At 68.2% G+C, this 5466-nt stretch carries 4 protein-coding genes; 1 reads left to right on the top strand and 3 read right to left on the bottom strand.

All coding sequences use genetic code 11. The features are described from left to right. Positions 1–288: 288 nt before the first annotated feature. From AC3XYG_RS29810 to hflK, 3 genes are all read right to left on the bottom strand, one after another. Positions 289–1827 carry a DegQ family serine endoprotease gene (locus AC3XYG_RS29810; protein WP_489143506.1) on the bottom strand — a complete coding sequence of 513 codons (1539 nt, stop codon included), beginning with the start codon at positions 1825–1827 and terminating at the stop codon, positions 289–291. Positions 1828–1920: 93 nt separating this feature from the next. Next, entirely contained in the window at positions 1921–2931 is a 1011-nt protein-coding gene (gene hflC / locus AC3XYG_RS29805) for a protease modulator HflC (RefSeq protein WP_489143505.1), read from the bottom strand. Position 2932: 1 nt separating this feature from the next. Continuing rightward, a complete protein-coding gene (hflK, locus tag AC3XYG_RS29800; RefSeq protein ID WP_489143504.1) occupies positions 2933–3919 on the bottom strand; it encodes an FtsH protease activity modulator HflK in 987 nt (328 codons plus the stop codon). A 273-nt stretch (positions 3920–4192) separates the two neighbouring features. Between hflK and apbC the strand changes: the two genes are divergently transcribed. Beyond that, entirely contained in the window at positions 4193–5347 is a 1155-nt protein-coding gene (gene apbC / locus AC3XYG_RS29795) for an iron-sulfur cluster carrier protein ApbC (RefSeq protein WP_489143503.1), read from the top strand. Positions 5348–5466: the final 119 nt, after the last annotated feature.

Genomic DNA, 5466 nt, shown 5'->3' with positions numbered 1-5466 from the left:
TGGAACACGCTATTGTGATGCCGCACGGTGTTGCTCCGTTCGTGTCCAGGTGACGCGCCAACGTCCTGAACTCGAGCTGAATCAACACCGTGCGCCCTGTCCACCTTTTCTCAACCGGACACCCGTGGGCTTGACCCGAGGATCCAGGGGCCAGCGAGAGCGGCTCTTGATGGCCCCTGGATTGCCCGGTCAAGCCGGGCAATGACAATGAAGGGGGTTTCCTAACCGGCGGCAATAAAAAAGAGGCTGCCCGAAGGCAGCCCCTTTTCCGTCGGAAAGCCTTCTGCCTCAGCCTTGCCCGACGGGCAGGGCGACGAAGCGCAGGTCGCCGCCGGTTTCCACCAGCAGCAGCACCGATTTGCGGCCGGCCTCGCGGGCCTCGGTCACCTTCTTGGCGACATCGGCCGGGGCGGCGATCTCGGCCTGGCCAACCTCGACGATGACGTCGCCGACCTTCAGCCCCTTGTCGGCCGCCGGCGACCCGCTGGTGACCACCGTGACGACCACGCCCTTCTGGTCGTCGGACAGCGAATACTGCTTCTTCAGCGCATCGGTCAGCGGCGACAGGGTAACGCCGAGCGCGTCGAGGGTCTGCGGCTTGTCGGCATCGCCCTGGCTATCCGGCGTGTTCGACGCCAGCAGGCCTGACTTCTCCGCCTCCTCCAGCTCGCCCAGCGTCGCCGGCAGTTCCTTGCGCTGGCCCTTGCGCCAGACCACGACCGGGACCTGCTTGTCGACCGGGGTGTCGGCCACGACGCGCGGCAGGCGGCGGCTTTCGCCGATCGGCTTGCCGTCGAAGGACAGGATGACGTCGCCGGTCTCGATCCCGGCCTTGGCCGCCGGCCCGCCATCGGTCACGCCGGCCACCAGCGCGCCTTCCGCCTTGTCGAGGCCGAGGCTCTCGGCGATTTCCGGCGTCACCGACTGGATGCGGACGCCGAGCCAGCCGCGCTTGGTGCGGCCGAATTCGATGATCTGGTCGACCACGCCGCGGGCCAGCGCCGACGGGATGGCGAAGCCGATGCCGACCGAGCCGCCCGAGGGCGAATAGATCGCCGTGTTGATGCCGATCACCTGCCCGTCCATGTTGAACATCGGGCCGCCGGAATTGCCGCGGTTGATGGCGGCGTCGGTCTGCAGGAAGTCGTCATAGGGGCCGGCGTTGATTTCGCGCGACCGTGCCGAGATGATGCCGGCGGTGACGGTGCCGCCGAGGCCGAACGGGTTGCCGATCGCCAGCACCCAGTCGCCGACCCGCATCTTGTCGCTGTCGCCGAAATCGGCGAAGGGCAGCGGCTTGTCGCTTTCGACCTTCAGCACCGCGAGGTCGGTCTTGTCGTCGCGGCCGACCAGCTTGGCCTCGAGGCTGGTGTTGTCGTGCAGGACGACGGTGATCGATTCGGCCCCTTCGATCACATGATAGTTGGTGACGATGTAGCCATTGGCCCGGACGATGAAGCCGGAACCGAGCGCGGTGGCGTTGTGCGGCGTCGGCTTGTCGCCGCCGCCCTGGCCGCGCCGGTTGAAGAAGTCGTGGAAGAACTGCTCGAAGGGCGAGCCCGGCGGGAACTGCGGCATCTCCGGCAGGTCCTGGTCGCCCTCGACCTTCTGCGTGGTCGAGATGTTGACCACCGTCGGCAGCAGCTTCTCGGCGAGGTCGGCGAAGCTGTCGGGCGCCGGCGCGGCGTGGGCGGCCCCGGTCACGGCCGTCAGCCCCATCGTCGCCAGCATCGCCGCGGCGACCAGCATGGTCCCGGCCCGCTGCAGCAGGGCGAGCGGACCGGCCGCGATCGAACCGGTTGGGGGGCGGGCAATCGGTCTGGTCACGAACGCTCTCCTCGCTCAAAGCGGAACGCCGGCCCCGAAAGGAGGCCGGCGTCCCTCATCATACACCCGATCGTGGCAGGATGCGGGCCCGCATCAGCCCGAGGTGCCGGGCGCCGGCGCTGCCGGGGCGGCAGGCGCCGGTTCGACCGGTGCCGGGGCGACCGCAGGCGGCGCCGGGGCGACCGCAGGCGGCGGCAGATTGGCCGCGGGCGGGGTTGCCTGCGTCACAGCCGGAACCAGGCCACGGCCGGTCGCGTCGTTGAAGTACTTGAAGAAGTCGCCCTTCGGCGACAGCACCAGCGTGGTGCCCGGCCCCATCGCGTTCTGATAGGCCTGCAGGCTGCGGTAGAACGAGAAGAACTGCGGGTCGGCGCCATAGGCGGCGGCCTGCACCTTGATCGCCTCGGCGTCGCCCTGGCCGCGCAGTTCCTGCGCCTTGCGCTCGGCATCCGCCAGCAGCACGGTCACGTCGCGATCGGCGCGCGACCGGATCTGCAGCGAATATTCCTGGCCCTGGGCGCGGTACTGCGCCGCTTCGCGTTCGCGCTCGGACTTCATGCGGTCATAGACCGACTGCACCGTGCCTTCCGGCACGTCGGCCCGGACGATGCGGACGTCGACGATCTCGATGCCCAGCGGCTTGGCATTGGCTTCGACGCTGTCGCGGATCGACCGCATGATCGGCCCGCGCTGTTCCGACAGCACGTCGAGCTGGTTGTAGTTGCCCAGCACGTTGCGCAGCGCGTTGTTGACGAAGCTGTTGATGCGGGTGCCGGCGATCTGCTCGTTGCGCACCGCCTGGAAGAACAGCAGCGGGTCGGCGATGCGGTAGCGGGCATAGCTGCCGACATCGAGGCGCCGCTGGTCGGACAGGATCACCTGTTCGACCGGCGGATCGACGTCGAGCACGCGCTTCTCATACAGCTGCACGTTCTGGATCAGCGGCAGCTTGAACTTCAGGCCCGGCGTCGATTCGACTTTCACCACCTCACCGAACTGCAGGACCAGGGCCTGCTCGTTCTGGTTCACGGTGTAGAGCGAATCGGCCAGCACCAGGCCGACGATGACGACGGCGGCGCCGAGGATGGCAAGCTTGGCGTTCATGTTACTGCCCCCCCTTCGTCGCGGCACCCGGCGCGGGGCGATTCATCAGCTCGGTCAGCGGCAGATAGGGCACGACACCCTGCCCGCCCACGGCATCGTCGATCAGGATCTTGTTCGAATCCTTCAGCACCGTCTCCAGCGTCTCGAGATAGAAGCGCTCGGCCGTGATCTCCGGCGCCAGGCGATAGGACTGAAGCACTTCGGTGAAGCGCGCGCCGTCACCCTGGGCCTTGGCCACCACCTGCTCGCGATAGGCTTCCGCCTGCTGCGCGATCTGCTCGGCCTTGCCTCGGGCGTTGGGGACCACGCCGTTGCGGTAGGTTTCGGCGTCGTTGCGCAGCTGGTCCTGGTTCTGGCGGGCGCTCTGCACGTCATCGAACGCCGCGATGACCTGCTGCGGCGGTGCCACCTTCTGCAGCTGCACCTGGTCGATCACCACGCCGGCGCCGGGGCGGCCGGGCGAGCCATAGCTGTCGAGCGTCGCCTGCAGCAACTGGCGGGCTTCCTGTTCGATCTTGCCGCGGGCCTCGTTCAGCGCCGGCTGGATCTCGGTGTTGCCGATCACCTCGCGCATCGCGCTCTCGGCCGCGACCTTCACGGTGCCGTCGGCGTTCTTGATGTTGAAGAGATAGGCGACCGGGTCGGAGATGCGCCACAGGACGATGAAATCGATATCGATGATATTCTCGTCCTTGGTCAGCATCTGGCTCTCATCCGGGATGTCCCGGGGAACCGTGCGGCCTTCGCCGCTGCTGAACCCGATCTCGATCCGATTCTGCGTCGTCACCGACGGCTTGGTCACGGCTTCGATCGGCGCCGGCAGGTGATAGCGCAGGCCCGGCTGTTCCGTCCGGACATAGGCACCGAATCGCTGGACCACGCCGAGTTCGTCCGGCTGGACCCGGTAGATGCCGGTCAGCAGCCAGCCGATCACGATGACGACGATGGCGATCAAAATGCCGCGGCCGCCGCCGAATCCCTTGGGCATGACCTTGCGGAAACGATCCTGGCCGCGCCGGATCATGTCCTCGATGTCGGCCTGGCTCGGCCCGCCGCGGCCCCACGGGTTCTGTCCGCCGCCTTGCGGTCCGCCGCCCCACGGGCCGCCACCGCCGCCGCTGCCCCCGCCTTGATTACTCCACGGCATCCAGATCCCTTCCCCTCGACCGCCCTGTCATCCTGGGCGCCGGATGCTATATCTCGGCGCGGCAGGTGGCATGTTGCAGCCTGTCATATTGGACAAAGGGCAGGAAGTTCAACCATGGCGACTGGCCGCACGACAGTGACCGAGGCCGCGGTGCTGGATGCATTGCGCGGGGTTCGGGACGACGAACGCGGTGGCGACCTCGTCGCCCTCCATATGATTTCAGGCCTGACGCTGCGCGACGGCCACGTTCTGTTCTCGATCGAGGTCGATCCCAGGCGCGGCCCAACGCTGGAGCCGTTGCGCCAGGCCGCGGAACGCGCCGTGAGCGCGGTGCCGGGCGTGCTGTCTGTGACTGCCGTCCTGACCGCCCATCGCGGCGGGCCGGCCCCCCAGACCGCCACCCGCGCAGGCGGACCGGCCCCGGCCCAGGTGCCCCCGGCGGCTCCGGGTGGGGCGCAAAGCCGCAAGCTGCCGGTGACAGGCATCGGCGCCATCATCGCCGTCGCGTCCGGCAAGGGCGGCGTCGGCAAATCGACCACCGCGGTCAACCTCGCCCTCGGCCTGTCCGCCAACGGGCTGAAGGTCGGGCTGCTCGACGCCGACATCTACGGCCCGTCGGTGCCGCGGATGACCGGCATCACCGGCAAGCCGGCCTCGCCCGACGGCAAGACCATGGACCCGAAGGAGAATTACGGGCTGAAGGTGATGTCGATCGGCTTCCTGATCGACGAGGAGACGCCGATGATCTGGCGCGGCCCGATGGTGCAGTCGGCGCTGTCGCAGATGCTGCGCGACGTCAATTGGGGCACGCTGGATGTGCTGGTGGTCGACATGCCGCCCGGCACCGGCGACGCCCAGCTGACCATGGCGCAGCAGGTGCCGCTGGCCGGCGCCGTGATCGTGTCGACGCCGCAGGACATCGCCCTGCTGGACGCCCGCAAGGGCCTGAACATGTTCCGCAAGGTCGACGTGCCCGTGCTCGGCATCATCGAGAATATGAGCTATTTCTGCTGCCCGAATTGCGGCCATCGCTCCGACATCTTCGGCCATGGCGGCGCCCGGGCCGAAGCGGAGCGGCTGGGCTGCGACTTCCTGGGCGAGGTGCCACTGGACATCGCCATCCGCGAAACCTCGGATTCCGGGCAGCCGATCGTGGTGTCGGCGCCGAACAGCGCGCATGCCGAAGTCTATCGTGCCATCGCCGCCCGGGTGTGGGAGAAGGTCAGCGCCGGCTCCGGCCAGGCCGCGCCGCGGATCGTGATCGAATAGGCACGGCCCGCTGCGGTGGCCCCGGGGACGACAGGGTCGCCCCGGGGTTACAGGCGTAGCCCCGGGAGGTCACAACGTCACCACCTCGCCACAAATCGATCCGATAAGAGGGGCAATTC

The organism is Inquilinus sp. (assembly GCF_057815775.1).
Note: the sequence above shows the minus strand (reverse complement) of the source record. Positions and strands in the feature narration are given on the sequence as shown.